12 protein-coding genes and 1 pseudogene are annotated in these 16679 nt (G+C 69.6%); 1 reads left to right on the forward strand and 12 read right to left on the reverse strand.

Going from position 1 to position 16679, the window contains the following annotated elements; genetic code table 11:
- Window positions 1–13 precede the first annotated feature (13 nt).
- The 12 genes and pseudogenes from ABZT74_RS29860 to ggt form a co-directional block, all read right to left on the reverse strand.
- The gene (locus ABZT74_RS29860; RefSeq protein WP_356439940.1) at window positions 14–259 is read right to left on the reverse strand and encodes a GntR family transcriptional regulator; all 246 of its coding nucleotides are present in this window, start codon (window positions 257–259) and stop codon (window positions 14–16) included.
- An 831-nt stretch (window positions 260–1090) separates the two neighbouring features.
- Entirely contained in the window at window positions 1091–1324 is a 234-nt protein-coding gene (locus tag ABZT74_RS29865) for a helix-turn-helix transcriptional regulator (protein WP_356439942.1), read from the reverse strand.
- A 259-nt stretch (window positions 1325–1583) separates the two neighbouring features.
- A complete protein-coding gene (locus ABZT74_RS29870; protein WP_356439945.1) occupies window positions 1584–2990 on the reverse strand; it encodes a recombinase family protein in 1407 nt (468 codons plus the stop codon).
- A gap of 40 nt (window positions 2991–3030) precedes the next feature.
- Window positions 3031–3900 (reverse strand): annotated as a pseudogene (locus tag ABZT74_RS29875) (cytosine permease); the annotation flags it as partial.
- A gap of 211 nt (window positions 3901–4111) precedes the next feature.
- A complete protein-coding gene (locus tag ABZT74_RS29880; protein ID WP_356439947.1) occupies window positions 4112–5134 on the reverse strand; it encodes a TIGR03842 family LLM class F420-dependent oxidoreductase in 1023 nt (340 codons plus the stop codon).
- Window positions 5135–5152: 18 nt separating this feature from the next.
- On the reverse strand, window positions 5153–6553 hold the full coding sequence (gene hydA / locus ABZT74_RS29885) for a dihydropyrimidinase (protein ID WP_356177441.1): 1401 nt from the start codon (window positions 6551–6553) through the stop codon (window positions 5153–5155).
- Between the two features lie 130 nt (window positions 6554–6683).
- Window positions 6684–7526 carry a nitrilase-related carbon-nitrogen hydrolase gene (locus tag ABZT74_RS29890; protein ID WP_356439949.1) on the reverse strand — a complete coding sequence of 281 codons (843 nt, stop codon included), beginning with the start codon at window positions 7524–7526 and terminating at the stop codon, window positions 6684–6686.
- 191 nt (window positions 7527–7717) lie between these two features.
- Entirely contained in the window at window positions 7718–9274 is a 1557-nt protein-coding gene (locus ABZT74_RS29895) for a PucR family transcriptional regulator ligand-binding domain-containing protein (RefSeq protein ID WP_356439952.1), read from the reverse strand.
- Window positions 9275–9440: 166 nt separating this feature from the next.
- Window positions 9441–10724, reverse strand: a complete 1284-nt coding sequence (locus ABZT74_RS29900) for an aspartate aminotransferase family protein (protein WP_355883284.1) — start codon at window positions 10722–10724, stop codon at window positions 9441–9443.
- Entirely contained in the window at window positions 10721–11563 is an 843-nt protein-coding gene (locus tag ABZT74_RS29905) for a nitrilase-related carbon-nitrogen hydrolase (RefSeq protein ID WP_355883287.1), read from the reverse strand. Before ABZT74_RS29905 ends, ABZT74_RS29900 begins: the two co-directional genes overlap by 4 nt.
- Window positions 11564–11825: 262 nt before the next feature.
- Window positions 11826–13469: a hypothetical protein gene (locus ABZT74_RS29910; RefSeq protein ID WP_356439955.1), complete on the reverse strand. Its 1644-nt coding sequence runs from the start codon at window positions 13467–13469 to the stop codon at window positions 11826–11828.
- 319 nt (window positions 13470–13788) lie between these two features.
- The gene (ggt, locus tag ABZT74_RS29915; protein ID WP_356439959.1) at window positions 13789–15606 is read right to left on the reverse strand and encodes a gamma-glutamyltransferase; all 1818 of its coding nucleotides are present in this window, start codon (window positions 15604–15606) and stop codon (window positions 13789–13791) included.
- A 104-nt stretch (window positions 15607–15710) separates the two neighbouring features.
- Between ggt and ABZT74_RS29920 the strand changes: the two genes are divergently transcribed.
- Window positions 15711–16481 (forward strand): hypothetical protein, encoded by a 771-nt coding sequence (locus ABZT74_RS29920; protein ID WP_356439962.1) that lies wholly within the window; start codon window positions 15711–15713, stop codon window positions 16479–16481.
- The last annotated feature ends 198 nt before the right edge of the window (window positions 16482–16679 follow it).

Here is a 16679-nt window from a genome sequence, read left to right on the forward strand (position 1 = left end):
GCCGCCCCCGACATCACTCCCCTGCGGGCACCGCGATGACGAAGACGCCCATCCCTGAGACCGTCTCGACGAGGCCCTCGTCCTTCAGCACCTGCACCGCCTTGCGGAGCGTGTCCCGGGCGACGCCGTACGTCTGCTCCAGCTCGACGAGCGACGGGATGCGACGGCCGACAGGGATGCTGCCGTCGACGATCTGCGTGCGGAGCTGGTCGGCGATCTGCCGGTATGGGGGCACGGGCCCTTCACGGTCAATGCTCATGATCACGAAGCTAGGTGGGTAAACACGCCCTGCCATAGCTAGCCACGTGGGTAGCAGGGGGTAGTACGGTCTATACGAGTGAACAGAAAACCCCCGCGGCCGTGTCACCGGCCCGGGGCTTGGACGACTGGTTGGAGTCGACATGGCAGAGCCTACGCACGCGCCGGCCTCCCGCACAGACGGACCGCCGACGCCGCAGTGGTGCCACTGGCACGAGGGGCCGTCCGAGACGGCCGTCCTGGTGGCCGCGCACGAACGCAACAGTGGTCCGCCGTTCCCGCTATACGCGTGCGCCCCGTGTCGTGAGCAGCGTGGCCTGGTCCCGATGTCTGAGCGGTCATGACCCCCGAGTGCAGCTTCGGTGAGCACGACTGGTGCCGTGGCCCGGCCGTCGTCCGCCGGCGCGGTGCCCCTTTGTGGGAGGCGCCGATCCTGACAGTGACGTGCACGTGCCGCTGCCATGGAGCCTCAGCCACGCCCACCCCGACCAGCAAGGACAGACGCCGATGATGTGCGCACGCTGCGACCAGCCGATCCGTGAGGGCCAGTCCGAGACGCGGAGCATCGACCGGGATTCGGGTGCGCCCGTCACTGTGACGGTGCACAAGCGGCCGTGCCGGCGGACGGATCAGCCGACGGTGCAGCAGGGACGCGGCGTCGTTCCGTCATGACTCCCGGTCCCGGCGCGACGGTGTGCCGGGCCCGGGCGGCCGGCCGCCTCCTGCCCCCACAGTGGGCGGCCGTCCAACTCTGCCGCAGGTTGGTCCTACATCGGGGCTACCGGTGGAGCGCCCCGCCCGTGAGGGTGATCACCGATGTGGGACGTCGGATCTACCGGACGAGGTCAGCGAGCGGGGTGTCGAGTGCGCGGGCGATGCGGAGCAGGGTGTACAGCGTCGGGTTGTGTCTGCCTGCCTCGATGCGTTGCAGGACGTCGCGGCTGATACCTGCGGCTAAGTAGAGGTACTCCTGGCTGTAGTGCAGGCGGTCGCGATGTTCGCGGATGCGGTCGCCGATGACGCGGCTGCGCTCTGCCAGCCATTGATCGTCGTCGGGTTGCTGCACTCGACAAACGGTCGACTGAAGATCATCATAAGTCAGCCTGATAAATCAGGCACTTTCGCGGACTCGCCGCAAGACCTCAACCGATAAAACACACGTTCGAGTGATCGGCCCGGCAGACTCTTGCCCAGCCCACTCAACTCCCCAAAGGGTGGGACCCGGATTCCCCCCCACGGACCGGCCGGCGCCAGACGCTTCCCAGGCCAACGGCCGCCGGCCGCCAACGCCCCCAGCCCCGAACCATCGGGGACTGGGGGCGTTGTCACTTCTTCCAATCGATAGCGACCGCGTCGTCATCCCAGTACCCGCCACCCTTCTGCCGCCCGATCTTCGCGGGCAGCACCCGCACCGCCATGGCCCAGTCGATCGCCGCACGCTGCCTCGCCAGATCCCACGCCGACCAGGCCGCCGCCTTGTCCTCAGCCGTGAGCAGCTCGGCCAACGGGTTGATGCGCACCGCCGTCGACAAGACCGCCTCGGCCGCCGCCTTCTTCGCCTTCGCCCCCTCGCGGGCGATCCGCCACTCCTGCATGTCGATCTCCCCCGCACCGAACGCCGCGGCCAGCTGGTCGAGCTGCTCCCGCGCCTTCGTCAACGCCGTCTGCGCGGCCTTCAGGTCCGGGCCGTCGGACTCCGGGCGGGCGAACACGTCCACGGCATCCGGCTCCTGCAATCGGCGCAGGAGATGCCAGATCACCCACTCGTCCAGGAGGTCGAGACTCCTGACCACGCAGCTGTTCTTGCGGCACTTGTACTGCGACGGCCTGCCCTTGCCCTTCATGTGCGACGTGAGGGCCTCACCGCACACCCCGCACAGGAACAGCCCGCTGCCCAGGTAGCGGCGCACGTTCGACCGCGTGGGGATCCGGGACGGGTCGTCGAGGACCGCGCGCAGGCTCCGCCACGTCGGCTCATCGAGGGCGCCCTCCCACTGTGCGGGGCCGGCTTCCTCCCCGCGGTGTTGGAGGATGCCGGCGTTGCGGGGGCGCCGGAGCATGCGGCTCAGGGTCTCGCCGTCCCAATGGCTGCCCCGGCTGGTACGCAGACCCCGCTCGTTCAGGTCCGCGGCGAGGGCCCGCATTGATCCTCCAGCGAGGACGGCCTCGGCTGCCTCGCGGATCACTTCGATCTCTTCAGGAACTTGGGTGGTGCCGTTCTTCTCCCAGCCGTAGGGGCGCGGGCCGCCGCAGTATTCGCCGCGTTCGACCTTCTGGTCACGTGCCCGGCGCTGGCGTTCGACCATCCGCTCGACCTCGTAGCGGGCCTGCACGCCGAGCTGCCGGGCGATCATCCGGCCGGTGGCGGTGGTCAGGTCGAGCGTCCCCGCCTTGACGGTGCGGGTCTGGACGGAGCGGGGTTCGCACACGTCGATGTACTCCTCCAGCTCGGTTGGGGAGCGGTGGAGGCGGTCGGTGTGCCAGGCGATGACGGAGCCGTAGGTGCCTGCGCGGAGGTCTTCGAGCATCTGCTGGTATCCGGGGCGCGGTTTGCCGCTGTAGGCGCTGAGGTCGTTGTCGGTGTAGACGCGGACGACGGTGAGGCCGAGCTGTGCGGCGAGCTGTTCGCAGTCTTCGCGCTGGCGGTCGACGCCGAGGCCCCCGCCTTCACGGTCCTCCGACATGCGGCAGTAGATCGCGGCGAGTTGGGGGTCGGCGGGTTCGTGGCGCATGCCTCATGCTGGCACAACAGAGGGGCTATTCGCAGGTGTTCGGTAGACCGAGCGCCTGCCCCCACGTCTGCGCCCGCTGACTCTTCCCGTACCGGGTGAAGTCCGGGATGTTCAGCGACAGCGTCGACCAGAAACCGATCATGCCCATCAGCGAGGGCCAGAACAGCTTCCAGAAGTCCCCGCCCCAGCCGAGCTTGGAGGGCTGGTCGAGCAACGGCCCGAACCCGCCGGCCTTGCTGCTCATCCACCAGAGCATCACACCGGCGCCGACGAGGACGAAGGGCGCGGCCCAGTTCTCGAAACGGCGGATGGTCTCCATGCCCCGGTAGATGATGGCGAGCTGGAGCGCCCAGAAGAGGGCGAAGGACAGCCACATGGTCCAGGCGTGACCGCCGATCTGCGAGGCGTTGCGCCATCCCTCGCCGAAGAGCTTGCCGGCGAGGAAGTAGATCGCCTCGCCGCCGATCCAGGTCTGGATGCCGAACCAGCCGCACGCCACCAACGCCCGCACGACGGCCGGAAGATTCGCTCCGCGGACCCCGAACGAGGCGCGGGCGAAGACCGGGAACGGGATACCGTACTTCGGCCCCGCGTGCCCGGTGAGGAGCATCGGGACCAGCACGATCAGGTTGGCGAGCGCGATGGTGAAGACGGCCTGCTTCCAGTCCATGCCGACGGCTATCAGCCCCGAGGCAAGGGTCCAGGAAGCGGTGTTGTGGGCCATGCCGACCCAGAGAGCGGAAAAATTGTAGGTGGTCCAGGTCCGCTTCTCGACCGGGACCGGGAGCAGGTCCTCGTTCGCGTAGGGGCCGCTCGGCGCGGGAGCGTCGGGTGCGATCTCCACGCGGCCGTCAGGGAGCGTGACGTGTCCGGAGCCGGACGGACTGTCCGGAGGGACGGTCTCTGTCATGGGCAGGCCAATCAGTGAGGAGTGAACGGGAGAGGCCGTGCGGGGACATCCTGCGGGGGGTGCGCGGAGAGCGCCCTGGACCCCTTCCCGGGACGGCGGGAAGGGGCGAACGGGGGCGAGCCTCAAGGGCCCGGGCCATCCGGCCTGGCCGTCGGATGGCGACTGACAACTGTCAGATATCGGATGACAGATGACAGATGACCGATTTCCATTACTGTCCGTTGACGCCCGGAATGACCTTCTTGCCGTAGGCGTCGATGGTGGCTTCCTGTGCGTCGTGCATGTCGTACACCGCGAACTGGTCGACGCCCAGTGCGCGCAGGGCGTTCAGCTTCTCGATGTGCCGCTCCGCCGGTCCGATCAGGCAGAAGCGGTCGATGATCTCGTCCGGGACGAACGCGGTGTCGGGGTTGTCGGCGCGTCCGTGGTGGGCGTAGTCGTAGCCTTCGCGGGCCTTGATGTAGTCGGTGAGTTCGTCGGGGACGGCGGCGGAGTGTTCGCCGTATTTGGTGACGAGGTCGGCGACGTGGTTGCCGACCATGCCGCCGAACCAGCGGCACTGCTCGCGGGCGTGGGCGAGTGCCTCGGGTGAGTCGTCCTCGGTGATGTACGCGGGGGCGGCGACGCAGATCTTCACGTCGGCGGGGTCGCGTCCGGCGTCGGCGGCGGCGTCCTTGACGGCCTTGACCATGTACTCGGTGAGGTAGAGGTCGGCGAGCTGGAGGATGAAGCCGTCGGCTTCCTCCCCGGTCATTTTGAGGGCCTTGGGCCCGTAGGCGGCCATCCAGACGGGCAGTTCGGCGCCGGGCTTGACCCAGGGGAACCTGATGACGGTGCCGCCGAGGTCGGCTTCCTCGCCGCGGCCGAGGGCGCGGATGACTTTCATGGCGCCGCTGATGCGGGCGAGGGTGTTGGGTTTGCGGCCGGCGACGCGCATGGCGGAGTCGCCGCGGCCGATGCCGCAGACGGTGCGGTTGCCGTACATGTCGTTGAGGGTGGCGAAGGTGGAGGCGGTGACCTCCCAGGTGCGGGTTCCGGGATTGGTGACCATCGGTCCGACGGTCAGGGTCCGGGTGTTGGCGAGGATCTGGCTGTAGATGACGAAGGGTTCCTGCCACAGGACGGCCGAGTCGAAGGTCCAGCCGTGGGTGAAGCCGTTGGCCTCGGCGCGTTGCATCAGTTCGATGACGCGGGAGGCCGGCGGGTCTGTCTGCAGGACGAGTCCGAAGTCCATGGCGCCGCTCCTGGTCTCTCAGAGAAGGTACTGACAGGTGGAGCGGGGGGTGTAGACGCCGTGGCCGGCGCGTCCGGTGAACTCCCGCTCGGTGATGACGGGTTCGCCGCGGGAGAGGACGGTCTCGACCTGGCCGGTGACGCGTTTGCCCTCGTAGGCGGAGTAGTCGACGTTCATGTGGTGGGTCTCGACCGACATGGTCTGCTCGGCGTGCGGGTCGTAGATGACGATGTCGGCGTCGGCGCCCGGGGCGATGGTGCCCTTCTTCGGGTAGAGGCCGAACATGCGGGCGGGGGTGGCGCAGGCGATCTCGATCCAGCGGCGGCGGGTGATGTGTCCGTCGACGACGGCCTGGTGGAGGAGGTCCATGCGGTTCTCGACGCCGGGGAGGCCGTTGGGGATCTTGGAGAAGTCGCCGCGGCCGAGTTCCTTCTGGCCGGTGAAGCAGAAGGGGCAGTGGTCGGTGGAGACGACTTGGAGGTCGTTGGTGCGCAGGCCGCGCCAGAGGGCGGCCTGGTGTTCCTTGGGGCGGAGGGGGGTGCTGCAGACGTACTTGGAGCCTTCGAAGTCGGGTTCGGCGAGGTTGTCGGTCGAGAGGAAGAGGTACTGGGGGCAGGTTTCGCCGAAGACGTTGAGTCCTTCGTCGCGGGCGCGGGCGATTTCGGCGAGGGCTTCGTTGGCGGAGACGTGGACGACGTAGAGGGGTGCGCCGGCGACCTGGGCGAGTTTGATGGCGCGGTGGGTGGCTTCGGCTTCGAGGAGGGCTTTGCGTACTTCGCCGTGGTAGCGGGGGTCGGTCTCGCCGCGGGCGAGGGCCTGTTCGACGAGGACGTCGATGGCGATGCCGTTCTCGGCGTGCATCATGATGAGTCCGCCGTTCTCGGCGGAGCGTTGCATGGCGCGGAGGATCTGGCCGTCGTCGCTGTAGAAGACGCCGGGGTAGGCCATGAACTGCTTGAAGGAGGTGACTCCTTCTTCGACGAGCAGGTCCATTTCCTTGAGGGTGTCCTGGTTGACGTCGGAGACGATCATGTGGAAGCCGTAGTCGATGGCGCAGTTGCCGTCGGCTTTGGCGTTCCAGGTGTCGAGTCCTTCGCGCAGGGTGTGGCCGACGCTCTGGACGGCGAAGTCGATGATGGTGGTGGTGCCTCCCCAGGCGGCGGCGCGGGTGCCGGTTTCGAAGGTGTCGGAGGCGAAGGTGCCGCCGAAGGGGAGTTCCATGTGGGTGTGGGCGTCGACGCCGCCCGGGATGACGTATTTGCCGGTGGCGTCGATGGTGCGGTCGGCGGTCCAGGTCTCTGCCGTGGGGGTGCCGGTCGCGGCGAGGGCGGCGATGCGGCCGTCCTCGATCAGGACGTCGGCGTGGATCTCGTCGGATGCGGTGATGACGAGTCCGCCACGGATGACGGTTCGGCTCATGCTCCCTCTCCTTCCGGTTGTGCGTGCGTTGAGGTTGTGTGGGTGTGGGGTTGTCGGGGGCTGGGGTGGGGGGTGTGGGGCCGCGGGTCCGGCGCCGGGTGGGTGGCCGGGCCCGCGGGGTGGGGTGGGCCTAGGGTGCGGTGAGTGGTCCGTAGGTGCCGGGGGCGCGGTCGCGGTAGAACTGCCAGCGGTCGCGGACTTCGCGGAGTTTGGTCATGTCGAGGTCGCGGACGACGAGTTCGGGTTCCTTGTCGCTGGCCACCTCGCCGACGAACTGGGCTTCGGGGTCCACGAAGTAGGAGGTGCCGTAGAAGTCGTTGTCGCCGTACTCCTCGACGCCGACGCGGTTGATGGCGCCCACGAAGTACTCGTTGGCGACTGCCGCTGCGGGTTGTTCGAGTTGCCAGAGGTAGCCGGACAGTCCGCGTGAGGTGGCCGAGGGGTTGAAGACGATTTCGGCGCCTGCGAGGCCGAGGGCTCGCCATCCTTCGGGGAAGTGGCGGTCGTAGCAGATGTAGACGCCGATTCTGCCGACGGCGGTGTCGAAGACCGGCCAGCCGGAGTTGCCGGGGCGGAAGTAGAACTTCTCCCAGAATCCGGGTACTTGGGGGATGTGGGTTTTGCGGTACTTGCCGAGGTAGGTGCCGTCGGCGTCGATCACGGCGGCGGTGTTGTAGAGGACGCCGGGTTGTTCTTCCTCGTACATCGGCAGGATGAGGACGAGGCCCAGTTCCTCGGCCAGTGCCTGGAAGCGCTGGACGATGGGGCCTTCGGGGATCTGTTCGGCGTACGCGTAGAACTCTTTGTCCTGGACCTGGCAGAAATAGGGTCCGTAGAACAGTTCCTGGAAGCACAGGACTTGGGCACCCTGGGCGGCGGCGTCGCGGGCCGCCTGCTCGTGGACCTGGATCATGGATTCTTTGTCGCCGGTCCATGCGGTCTGGAAGACGGCGGCGCGGATCACTCTGTTCATCGGGACCTCCGGTCGCTCGGTGTGCGAGGAGCCTAGGAAGCCTGGGCGGCCGGTTTGAGTTGCACCGTGTCACGTGTGGAGTGCCGTGCCGTTCCACGGTGTCACCTCCGTGTTGTCCCGTGTTTCGGCCGAGTGGTCGTGTGTTGCACCGTTGTTGCGCATGGGGTCTCACTGTGGTCGTGCGTCGGGTTTCAGCGTTGTTGTGCGTCGTGCGCGAGCAGGGCGATGTGGACGGATGCGGCTTGTTCGAAGTCGTCGAGGTCGACGCCGAGGCGTGCCTGTATGGCTTCGAGTCGGCGGTAGAGGGCGGGGCGGCTGACGTGGTGGAGCTGGGCGGTGCGTGACTTGTTGCGGCCGGTGGCGAGGTAGGTGCGCAGGACGGGCAGCAGGTGTGGGTCGGGGTGTGTTCCGCAGAGGAGGCCGTCGAGTTCGCGTTCGGCGAAGGACTGGACGTGGGGGTCGTCGCGGAGGAGTCGGACGAGGCCGCGCAGGTGTACGTCGCGGAGGCGGACGAGTGGGGGCTGGTCCTGGCCGGTGGGTGTGTCGGCGGCGGCCTCGGCGACGTGCAGGGCTTCGCGCAGTCCGGTGGGGACGTCGTCCCAGTCGGTGCGGGGTCCGGCGGTGGCGACGGTGGTGGGGGTGCCGGTCTCGTGGCGGAGTCGTGCGGCGAAGTGGGTGGCGAGGGCGTCGGCGTCCTGGTCGCGGGGGAGGCTGAGCAGGAGGGCGGTGGCGCCGTCGGAGAGTTCGGCGACGAGTCCGGGCAGGCCCAGGAGTCGCAGGACGCGGTCGAGTTGGGCGGGGTCGCCGTGGGGTACGACCAGGGGCACGAAGGTGCGGCGGTTGACGGGGAGTCCGGCGGCGCGTGCTCGGGGGAGGAGTTGGCGGGCGGGTTGTGCGCCGCTCACGAGGTCGGTGAGGAGGCTCTGGGCGGATTCCTCTTCCCAGGTGTGGGCGGAGCCGCCGAGCATGCGGTGGAGAATCAGGGCTTCGGCGGCGCGGTCGGCGAGGAGTTGTCCGGTTCCTGTGTCGCCGCGGTGGCCGCAGAGGAGGATGCGGCCCCATCGTTCTCCGCGTCCGCCGAGTTCGGCGCGGATCCATCCGTCGCCTTCGCGGCCGCCGGCCTGTCGTGCGATGCGGTCCCAGTCGCGGAGCACGTCGTCGACGGCGGAGCGTTCGCCCGCGGTGGCGAGGACGCGGTGGGCGAGGTTGGTGACGACGACGGGGCAGGCGGTGTGGAGGGCGATCTCGTCGAGGAGGTGCTGGAGGGGGGCGCCGGTGGTGATGAGTGCGGTGAGTGCGGTGCGTACGGTTTCGGAGAGGCTCACGGCGGCGAATTTGCTGCGTAGGAGCCGGGACTGGACTTCCTCGGTCAGTTCGGCGAAGGGGGAGGGCCGGTGGAGTACGACCAGGGGGAGTCCGCAGCGTTCGGCGGCTCGGCGCATGGCGTCGGGGGGTGTGGGGAAGGCGCGGCCGAGTCCGAGGACGATGGCGGCGGCTTCGGCGCGGTGCAGGGAGCGGATGTAGTCGGCTTGGGCGTCGGGGTCGCCGGCGAGGAGTACTCCGGTGGTGAGGACCATTTCGCCGCCGCTGAGCATGACGCCGACGTCGGCGGCTTCGGCGACGTGGACCCAGCGCACGGTGCGGTCGAGGTGTCGGGCGCCGGCCACCACCTCGGGTTCGCCGGCCTGTACGCGGTCCAGGGCGAGGACCTGGCGTACGGACAGGGCGGGTTCGAGGGTGGTGGTCATGGCGGCGTTCCCCTTTGTTCTGTGGCTTGGTTCGCCTCGGAGCGTCGCGGCCGGTGTGGGGGTCTCGGTTCGCGTCGGGCCTGTGGGGTGGTCGTGCGCCGGGGTTCGGCTCCCTGCGTGTCGTCGGCGAGTGGGCCTGGTGGGCGCCGTGTTACTGGGCGCTGTGCTACTGGGCGCTGTTGAGGGCTCGTTCGAGGATGGACGCGCCTTCTTCGGCTTCGGCGACGGTGAGGGTGAGGGGTGGTGCGATGCGGAGGACGCTGGTGTTGTGGCCGCCGCCCTTGCCGATGAGGAGGCCTTCTCGGCGGGCTGTTTCGAGGACGGCTGCGGCGGCTCGGGGGTCGGCTTCGTCGGTGCCGGGTTTGACGAGTTCGATGCCGATCATGAGGCCGCGGCCGCGGACTTCGCGTACGCCGTCGAGTTGGGCGGTGATGGCGCGGAGGCGTTCGATGAGGAGGCCGCCGACGCGTCGGGCGTTGCCTTGGAGGTCGTGTTCGAGGAGGTAGGTGAGGTTGGCGAGTCCGGCGGCCATGGTGATGGGTGAGCCGCCGAAGGTGGAGATGGAGTTGGAGTCGAGGGTGTTCATGATGTCGGCGCGGGCGACGACGCCGCCGATGGACATGCCGTTGCCGATGCCTTTGGCGAAGGTGAGGATGTCGGGTGGTCCGGAGGCGGCGTGGGCCTGCCAGCCCCAGAAGTGTTCGCCGGTGCGTCCCCAGCCGGTCTGGACTTCGTCGGCGATCCAGAGGGTGCCGTGTTGGTGGAGGACGTCGCGGAAGGCTGCGTAGAGGCCGTCGGGTGGTGCGGTGAAGCCTCCGACGCCTTGGATGGGTTCGGCGATGAGGGCGGCGGGGGTGCGGGTATGGCCGAGGAGGTCTTTGAGGTCGTCGACGCAGGCGGTGATGAAGGCGGTGTCGTCGAGGTGGGCGTAGGGGCCTCGGGTGCGGACGGCGCCGTGGACGTACTGGGTCTGGAGGGGGGTGAGGCTGGTGGGTGACCAGCCTTTGTTGCCGGTGATGCCGACGGAGGTGAAGGAGCGGCCGTGGTAGCTGTTGCGCATGGCGAGGATCTGGTTGCTCTGCCGGTGGGTGGTGGCGAGCAGGAGGGCGGTGTCGTTGGCTTCGGTGCCGGAGGTGGTGAAGAAGACGCGGGCGTCGGGGATGCCGGAGAGTTGGGCGATGCGTTCGGCGAGGTCGACCATCTGCCGGTTGAGGTAGAGGGTCGAGGTGTGGATGATGCGTCCGGCTTGTTCGGTGACGGCTTTGGTGACTTCGGGGAGTGCGTGGGCGGTCATGGTGGTGAGGATGCCGCCGAAGAAGTCGAGGTATTTGTTGCCGTCGGTGTCCCAGACGTGGCGGCCTTCGCCGTGGGTGATCTCGATGGGGTCTTCGTAGTAGAGGGTGAGCCAGTCGGGGAGGACGGCTTTGTGGCGGGTGTGGAGGTCGGTCACGGCTGCACCAGCCCTTCGTAGGCGTCGGGGCGGCGGTCGCGGTAGAAGGCCCATTGTTGGCGGACTTCTTCGATGAGGTCGAAGTCGAGGTCGCGGACGATGAGTTCTTCGTTCTTGCCGCTGGCGGGGTCTCCGACGAACTGGCCGCGGGGGTCTACGAAGTAGGAGGTGCCGTAGAAGTCGTTGTCGCCGTATTCCTCTTGGCCGACGCGGTTGATGGCGGCGATGAAGTATTCGTTGGCGACGGCTGCGGCGGGTTGTTCGAGTTGCCAGAGGTGGGCGGAGAGGCCGCGGGAGGTGGCGGAGGGGTTGTAGACGAGTTGGGCGCCGTTGAGGCCGAGTTGGCGCCAGCCTTCGGGGAAGTGGCGGTCGTAGCAGATGTAGACGCCGATTTTGCCGACGGCGGTGTCGAAGACGGGCCAGCCGAGGTTTCCGGGCTTGAAGTAGTACTTCTCCCAGAAGCCTTTGACCTGGGGGATGTGGTGTTTGCGGTATTTGCCGAGGTAGGTGCCGTCGGCGTCGATCACTGCCGCGGTGTTGTAGTAGAAGCCGGTCTGTTCGACTTCGAAGACGGGCACGATGATGACCATGCCGGTTTCGCGTGCGAGTTCGCGCATGCGGGTGACGGTGGGGCCGTCGGGGACGGGTTCGGCCCAGTTGTAGTGCTCGGGTTCCTGGACCTGGCAGAAGTAGGGGGCGTTGAAGACTTCCTGGAACCCGATGATTTTGGCACCCTGCCGGGCGGCCTCGCGGGCGTGTTCCTCGTGTTTGGCGACCATGGATGCGGTGTCGCCGGTCCAGGTGGCCTGGACGAGGGCGGCGCGGACGACGTTGGCCATGAGCTGCTCCTTCGACGGGACGTCAGAGAGCTTCTACGCCCGTAGACAAAGGCGGTAGAGGCTCGAAGGTAAGCCCCCCGGACAGCCTTGCCAAGACCGTCGTCGTTACCCCGCTGAGTCGATCACGTTTCCCACTCCCACGGGTGAAGGACGTGGCCGGTGGCCGGGGCGATGGGGCCCGATCGGAGGAGGGGCCGGTGGCCGGTGGCCGTGGCCGGCGGGGTGGGTGTGCGGGTGGTGCGGTCGCCTCGGGGGCGGGTGGTCATGTGGGGAAGCCGGCGACGCGCAGGGCGTGGACGAGGTCCCGGTGGCGTTGGTCGGAGACGGTGCGGGCGGCTTCGAGGAGGAGCGGGACGAGGCGTTGTGGGTCGGGCTGGGCGCTGCGGGCGGCTTCTTCGGGGGCGCGGACGCGGACGTAGGCGCTGAGGAGTGCGCCGAGTTCGCGGTGGCGGCCCTGGTCGGCGAGGTCGAGGGCGGCGGCGCCGATCTCGGGGGCGGGCCGGGCGGCGCCTTGGCGGAGCAGTTGTTGTCCGTCGGTGGTGAGGCCTGCGGCGGTGAGGGCGTCGGCGGCGGCGACGAGCCGGTCGGCGGGCAGGGAGGCGGCTTCCCACAGGAGGGTGGCCCAGTCGGCGTCGAGTCCGTGGCGGTGGAGTTCGGCGGCGAGGTGGGGGAAGCGGGCGGCGGGCCAGTGGGCGGCTTCGACGAGCAGGGCGTGTGCTTCGCCGCTTCGGCCTTCGCCGCGGAGCCGGGTGAGGGTGGTGACGGTCTGTGTGGTGTGGTGCCGGGCGTCGTCGTCGGGTGGGGTGGCGGCGGGTCCGGGGTGGGGTGCGGGTTCTTCGGCGGCTCCGGCGAAGCGTGCGCCGCGTGGTGTGCGGCGGCCGGGTGCGGCCGGGGCGGGGAGGGTGGGTGCCGTGTCGGGTACGGGGGTGGGGTGGGTGTCGGCTTCGGTCATGCCGGCGAAGCGGGCGCTGCCGCGGGTTCGGCGCTTGGAGCGTCTGGGGGCGGGTGCGGCGGGGCTGTCGGCTGTGGTCGGCTCGAACGGGGTGTGCGGGGTGGCGGGTTGGGGTCGGCCGTCGGGTGTGGGGGTGTCGTCGCGGTGCGGGTCGGGTGTCCGGCGCTGATGGTCGTGGGGTGTGTGGTCGGCGGGTCCGTTCCTCGGTCCGCCTTGGGCGGGGACCCGCGGGTGGGGGTCGTCCGCGGTGGCCGGGGCGGCGGGGTTCGGGCCGGTGTCGTAGTGGTCCGGGTACGGGCCGGTGTACGGGGTGGTGTGTGGGCCGGGGGCGCCTGGTGCGGGGCCGCGCGGGTGGGTGCCCTGTTCGGCGGGGCGGGATCTGTTCTCCCGCTGGGGGGTCCAGGTGCCGTCGGGGGCGGGTGCGGTGCGCTGGGGGGTGTGCGGGGCGCGGCGGTCGAGGCCGTCGATGCGGCGGCGCAGTTCGGCGCAGCGGGCGGTGGCGCGTTCGTGGTCGTCGTGGGCCCAGGCGAGGTCGAGGCGGATGGTGTCGGCCTCCTCGTGGGTGCCGGCGGTGTGGAGGAGGCGGGTCAGTTCTGTCTGGCGTTCGGTGGCGTAGCGCTGTTCGCGGAGCATGACGTCGAGGCGGTCGCCGAGGGCGTCCCGGCCGCCGGGTCGGGCGTCGTGGGCGGCGAGTGCGGCGTGGTGGAGGGTGCGGGCGCGGTCGGTCTCCTGGGTTGCGGCCCGGTCGCCGTATCCGGCGAGGAGGTCTTGGAGGAGTGCTTCCACGACGTCCCAGGGGGGTACTTCCCAGCCGTCGAGGCAGGCTCTCATGCCGTCGGGGTCGCGTTGCCAGAAGACTCCGCACCAGCCGGCGCCCTGGTCGAGCCGGTTCATCAGCTCGTTCAGGTAGCGCGCGAACTCCCGTACCTGTCCAGGGAGTTGTTCTACAGTCATCGCCCAACTCCCGCCCGAGTGGAGTGCCCCGGTCCGGTAGAAAACACCAGCCGTGTTACGTATCGGCTACAGGGAGTTTTCGGCGCGGGCGCAGTGCCCTCAAAGATGGATCACTTCGGTGTGCTCCGCTTCGGGCGCGCCGAATGTGGGGCGACCCTACTCCCCTCCCCCGTCCGTGTGTTGGGGGTCGGGAAGGAAGGTCCGGTCGGTGGGCGGGTGGCCGCTGGGGGCGGGGTGGTGGCACGGTCGGATGGTCGGCTGCGGCGCGGGCGGTCCGGGTGGGGTTCTCGCCCGGACCGCCGTGTCGCATCGAGGGTGGCTACGGTGCCGGTCGTACCACCATCGCCGACCCGCCGCCCCGGCGTACCTTCTCGGCCGCGGCCAGCCATGCTCCGTTGGGGAGGCGCTGGATGCCGGTGGCGGCGCCGATCTCCGGGTTGGGTTTGAAGGAGTGCCCGATGGCTTCGAGTTGGGCCCTCAAGGGGCTGTCGTAGAGGCCGGGTTCGAGTTCGGTCTGGGTCGCGTTGCGCTGGCTCGCGCGGGGTGCGGCGATCGCGTCGACGAGGGGGAGGCCCCGGTCGACGAACTCGGTCAGTGTCTGCAGGACGGTGGTGATGATGGTCGCGCCGCCGGGTGAACCGAGTGCCACGAGGGGCCGGCTGTGGCGGTCGAGGACGATGGTCGGGGAGATCGACGAGCGGGGGCGCTTGCCGGGGCCGGGCAGGTTGGGGTCGTGGACGGCCGGGTTGGCGGGCGCGAAGGAGAAGTCCGTCAGTTCGTTGTTGAGGAGGAATCCGCGTCCGGGGACGGTGATGCCGCTGCCGCCGGTCTGTTCGATGGTGAGGGTGTAGGAGACGACGTTGCCCCACTTGTCGGCCACGGTCAGATGGGTGGTGTTCTCGCCCTCGTACGTCGTCGGGGCGGCGGTGCCGCCGGTGGTGCAGGCGGCGGGGTGGGCCGGGTCGCCCGGTGCGAGGGGGCTCGTGAGTACGGCGTCGTCCTTGATGAGGCAGCCGCGGGAGTCGGCGTACTTCTGTGCGAGCAGGTCCTTGGTGGGGACGTCCTCGAAGGCCGGGTCGCCCACCCAGCGGCCGCGGTCGGCGAACGCGATGCGGCTCGCCTCGATGAAGCGGTGCAGGTAGCGTGCCTCGCTCGCCTTCGAGAGGTCCGTGTTCTCCAGGATGTTGAGGGCTTCGCCGACGGTGGTGCCGCCGGAGGAGGACGGGGCGATGGAGTAGACGTTCAGACCGCGGTACGAGGTCCTGGTGGGTGCCTGGCGTTTCGCCTCGTAGGCGGCGAGGTCGCGGGCGGACAGCTTGCCGGGGCGGGCGTTGTATCCGGAGGCGGGGTCCACGGGCGGCTTGTCGACGGTGGCGACGATCTCTCGCCCGAGGCGGCCGTGGTAGACGGCGTCCATCCCCTTGTGACCCAACTCCGTGTAGGTGCGGGCGAGATCGGGGTTCTTGAACGTGGAGCCGAGGACAGGGAGGGAGCCGCCGGGCAGGAACAGCTTCGCGGTGGCGGGGAAGTTGGCGAACCGGGCCTGGTTCGCCTCGGTCTGGGAGCGGAAGGTGTCGTCGACCGTGAACCCGTCGCGGGCGAGGCGTTCGGCGGGCTTCAGGACGCTGCCCAGGCGTTTGCTGCCCCAGGTGTCCAGGGCTGTCTGCCAGGTCGCGGGGGTGCCCGGTGTGCCCACGCCGAGGCCGCTGGTGACGGCGTCGGCGAAGGCGAGGGGCTTGCCGTTCTCCAGGAACAGTCCGGAGTCGGCGGTCAGGGGGGCCGTCTCGCGGCCGTCGATCGTGTGCACGGCATGGGACTTGGCGTCGTAGTAGACGAAGTATCCGCCTCCGCCGATGCCGGAGGAGTAGGGCTCGGTGACGCCGAGGGCGGCTGCCGTGGCGACGGCCGCGTCCACGGCGTTGCCGCCGTTCTTCAGCACCTCGATGCCGGCGGCGGAGGCGTCCTGGTCGACGCTCGCGACGGCGCCGCCGTAGCCGACCGCGACGGGTGTCTTCGCGGCGGTCGTTCTCGCGGTGCCGGACGCGGCCGGTGGTGCGGGGGGTGCCGCGGCACCGACCGTCATCACCGTGGCCGAAACCGCCAGGACCGCCAGATTCCGCGCAACAGGGCGACGCATCCGTACCTCCAGTCAACAGCTGTCCGCGCAGCGTAACGTTGATGCCATGCTCGCGTCAGGACCGCCTCGAACGTGTTTCCGTGGGCCCGCTAGCATGCGCGCCCATGACTGACGACGTGCGCAACATCGTCCTCGGCGTCCTGGCGGCCGGCATCAGTGCCGCGCTCGGCTGGCTCGCCCGTACCTATCTGTGGAAGCGCAAACTGCGGCGCAAGCAGGCGTTCTTCGGGCTTCCCGACAACTCCGAGTCGCTGCTGGTGGTGAACCGCGAGGCGGGCGGGCCCGAACTCACGGTGATGCGCCATGACGTGTTCGCGCTGCTGGAGCTGTCCGCGTTGATCAAGGACTGCGGCGCGCACGCCCAGGTCATCGCGCACGACGCCACGCAGCAGGGTTTCGGGGAGCGGACGGAGTTCTGCGTGGGCGGCCCGTCGTCGAACCGGCGCATGGCCGCGCATCTGCATTCGCTGCTGCCCGGTATACGGGTGAACGTCGACTCCGAGCCGGGTCCCGACCGGGGCGCCTTCCAGATCGGCAGCGAGCGCTACCGTCTTGAGTCGGGCCGGGGCGAGTACGTGATCCTCGGCCGGCTCACCGCGGGCCAGGGCCGTGACGCGAGACCGGTGTTCCTCTTCTGCGGGCAGCGCGCGATCACCAACCAGGCGGCGACCCGCTACCTCGCCCGCAACCACGCGCGCCTGGCCCGCAAGCACGGCGGGAGCAGTTTCGTCCTGCTGCTGAAGGTCGTGAACTCGCAGGCGTACGGTCCCGACGTCGTCGAGGTCGTCGCGGACGTCACGCGCGCCGCCCAGGCCCCCCTGCCCACGCCGGCACCCGCCCCGGCGGCGGGCTCCAAGCACCGCGCGGAGTCCTGAGCGGCCGCACCGCGCCGAGGACGTCGAGGACACCGGGGGGGCGAGCGGCGCGACGGCACGGGCGGGACGGATGCGGGCGCGGCGGCCGCGAGCGGAGCGGATGCGGGCGCGGGCGCGGCGGCCGCGCGGCGGATGCGGGCGCGGGCGCGGCGGCCGCGAGCGGGACGGACGGGGACGGGGCGGCCCGCCCTCACTCCC

The sequence above is a fragment of the Streptomyces sp. NPDC005302 genome (assembly GCF_040607345.1).
Taxonomy (GTDB): domain Bacteria; phylum Actinomycetota; class Actinomycetes; order Streptomycetales; family Streptomycetaceae; genus Streptomyces.

Excerpts from the sequence above, each read along its gene's own strand:
- ABZT74_RS29860 (WP_356439940.1), bottom strand. The coding sequence starts at position 259 with ATGAGCATTGACCGTGAAGGGCCCGTGCCCCCATACCGGCAGATCGCC.
- ABZT74_RS29870 (WP_356439945.1), bottom strand. The coding sequence starts at position 2,990 with ATGCGCCACGAACCCGCCGACCCCCAACTCGCCGCGATCTACTGCCGC.
- ABZT74_RS29890 (WP_356439949.1), bottom strand. The coding sequence starts at position 7,526 with ATGAACAGAGTGATCCGCGCCGCCGTCTTCCAGACCGCATGGACCGGC.
- ggt (WP_356439959.1), bottom strand. The coding sequence starts at position 15,606 with ATGCGTCGCCCTGTTGCGCGGAATCTGGCGGTCCTGGCGGTTTCGGCC.
- ABZT74_RS29910 (WP_356439955.1), bottom strand. The coding sequence starts at position 13,469 with ATGACTGTAGAACAACTCCCTGGACAGGTACGGGAGTTCGCGCGCTAC.
- ABZT74_RS29880 (WP_356439947.1), bottom strand. The coding sequence starts at position 5,134 with ATGGACTTCGGACTCGTCCTGCAGACAGACCCGCCGGCCTCCCGCGTC.
- ABZT74_RS29905 (WP_355883287.1), bottom strand. The coding sequence starts at position 11,563 with ATGGCCAACGTCGTCCGCGCCGCCCTCGTCCAGGCCACCTGGACCGGC.
- ABZT74_RS29895 (WP_356439952.1), bottom strand. The coding sequence starts at position 9,274 with ATGACCACCACCCTCGAACCCGCCCTGTCCGTACGCCAGGTCCTCGCC.
- ABZT74_RS29920 (WP_356439962.1), top strand. The coding sequence starts at position 15,711 with ATGACTGACGACGTGCGCAACATCGTCCTCGGCGTCCTGGCGGCCGGC.
- hydA (WP_356177441.1), bottom strand. The coding sequence starts at position 6,553 with ATGAGCCGAACCGTCATCCGTGGCGGACTCGTCATCACCGCATCCGAC.